Annotated in this window: 3 protein-coding genes; 1 reads left to right on the top strand and 2 read right to left on the bottom strand. The window is 51.8% G+C overall.

The genetic code is table 11. The annotated features are described in order from the left end of the window. Together EXE42_RS15150 and EXE42_RS15145 are read right to left on the bottom strand one after the other, a co-directional pair. The coding region (locus EXE42_RS15150) for a PHP domain-containing protein (RefSeq protein WP_137706867.1) at positions 1–532 on the bottom strand (532 nt) is incomplete at its 3' end. Then, the gene (locus EXE42_RS15145; RefSeq protein WP_137706866.1) at positions 529–1440 is read right to left on the bottom strand and encodes a decaprenyl-phosphate phosphoribosyltransferase; all 912 of its coding nucleotides are present in this window, start codon (positions 1438–1440) and stop codon (positions 529–531) included. The genes EXE42_RS15145 and EXE42_RS15150, both read right to left, overlap by 4 nt. Positions 1441–2041: 601 nt before the next feature. On the opposite strand from EXE42_RS15145, the gene EXE42_RS15140 reads away from it, so the two are divergent. Beyond that, positions 2042–2345: NAD(P)-dependent oxidoreductase (locus EXE42_RS15140; RefSeq protein ID WP_137706865.1), on the top strand; the 304-nt coding region annotated here is incomplete at its 3' end.

Here is a 2345-nt window from a genome sequence, read left to right as displayed (position 1 = left end):
GGAATGGCGAGTCACACACTGTTATAGACCGGCCCACCTCCATCGGAAAGTGCGCATCGCTTCCGCCCGTGATCGCTAAGTCGTGCTGGGTAGCATACTCCCGAGCGCGACGGTTGAAGCGAGAGAGTAGACAGCGTGAATTTTGAGCCTCGACGCCGTCAACTTGTGAGGCAATTGCGTCGAGATCTGTGTTGTAATACTCTCGGAACCGATCAAACGGATGCGAGAGGATCGCAATCCCATCTTGCTCGTGGACGTGTTCAATAACGGTTACTGGGTCGGACTGCGGGGGCTCATCGTTGATGTACAATGCCAGAAGATGCCCCTGTGTCGTCGTCACTTCTACCCCAGGAATCACGGTTAGGCCAGCAGGTGCGAGGTCGGAGACCTCATCGTACCCCGCCAGCGTATCGTGATTCGTGATAGCAATTCCATCTAATCCCGCATCAACAGCCGCATCAACAATGTCAGCGGGAGAGGCTCGTGAACACGGAGAGGCGTCGGTATGAACTTGGAGGTCGTATCGCTTCATTGAATCACCCCAACAGCCATCTCTGGGACGTTGTAGAGGACGGCAACAACAACGATACCCCAGAGGATAAGATTCACTACTGAGGATCGATCCGTGAGGAGATATTCGGGCTGACCTGCGATGTTCGTCGTATGGACGAGGTGATGATAGCGAAACACACCAAAGAACGCAAACGGGAGGGTCACCATCATCGTCGGGGCCGTTCGTGAGAACGTGTAGAGTGAGTACGACATCAGCAGGGTTGCCATCACCATCACTAGGAGTTGGTCAATATTGTTCTCCGAATATTCGCCTAAGACATCGCGTGTTTGCTGTGGGTTGGCCGCTACCTCCAGTTCATTCCTGCGCTTTCCAAACGCGAGCACCAACGCAAGAAGGAATGTACTCACGATCAACCACGGGCTCAAGAACACGTCGATAGCGATGACTCCCGCGATAGCGCGGAGCACGAACCCGATAGCGACGATCAGCACATCGACGAAGACGAACTGCTTTAGAACAAGTGAATACAGGGCGTTCTGTGCGAGATAGGCGAGAAGGATAGCGAGAAAGAGGGGGCCGAGACTGTAGGCGGCTCCGAGTCCGATACCAGCTAAGATGAGGCCGAAAACCGCGGCAACCGAGACAGACACTTGTCCACTTGCAATCGGGCGGTGCTGTTTTTGCGGGTGATTGCGATCTTCTTCAAGATCGCTAATATCATTGAAAATGTATGTTGCGCTGGCAACTGTTGTGAACGACACAATCCCGATCAAGAGGCTCAGCCAAACACCCCAATTGAGAAGATTTTGCGAAAAGACGATTCCCAAGAGCATTACGCCCTGCTTGTACCATTGCCACGGGCGAATCTCTCGAACCAGTCCAGTGACTGTGGTTACTGGGTTAATGATCTGCGATGACCTATCCATTCAATATCTAGTCTACTGACCAACAAGACAATAAAGATATTGTTGATCTGTATAATTGCGCCACGCGAAGCTACTCTCGTTGGCTGAGATAGGCGTCTCTGGTCCGTATATCCGAGTAGAGATCCGCAATAACGTGCGTATAGATGGTAAGCGGCCGTCATGAAGGCCAAACATCCAATAATAATCCATATTAATACGGGAAAGAACGCCGCCAATGAGAAGATGAGTAAATAACCGGTGATCTCGCCATATATCACTTCGCTCGAATATCGATGGTTGATCTACAAATACCCGCGACGGGTTCCAAGACAACGGGCGAGGTTAGACCAATCACCACGATTAATCCGTCCAATTGCGAAGTGATCCAAGCCAGGCGCAGTAACGGCTAGTGGGAAACCTACTACAGCAGAAATAATCGCGTGGCTCCGCGAGTACATCGTACAATCATAGTGCTCATAGGGACTCGTGGGTTTACCGCTCTTCTGGTCTCCGCCGACTTGAAGCAAATTCGCTTGATCAGTCGGGCCGAAAACAGGTGTTGGGGCTCATCGGTATGCGGCAATAGTAAGTATAAAGACATTACGCTAATTTTATCGACATAATGAGTACGACTGAGCAGATGGACCCTACGGGCAGCCAGCATGATTCTGTCGTGGTCACGGGTGGAACTGGCTTTCTGGGACTTCACACGTGCCAGTACTTTGCTGATCAGGGCTGGGACGTAACCGCACTCGACCTCAAACCGTTCAACGAAGAAGACGATACAGAAGACATTGAATACATAGAGGCCGATGTGCGTGACGAGGAGAGAGTGTCCGAGGCAATTGAGAAAGCTGACGCGGATGTAATCGTCCACAGTGCGGCGGCACTCCCACTGTGGGACGCCGACGAGATTTGGGAGGTAA

The organism is Halorubrum sp. SP3, from assembly GCF_005435195.1.
GTDB lineage: Archaea > Halobacteriota > Halobacteria > Halobacteriales > Haloferacaceae > Halorubrum > Halorubrum sodomense.
This window is presented reverse-complemented; position numbering and strand designations above follow the sequence as displayed.

Excerpts from the sequence above, each read along its gene's own strand:
- EXE42_RS15145 (WP_137706866.1), bottom strand. The coding sequence starts at position 1,440 with ATGGATAGGTCATCGCAGATCATTAACCCAGTAACCACAGTCACTGGA.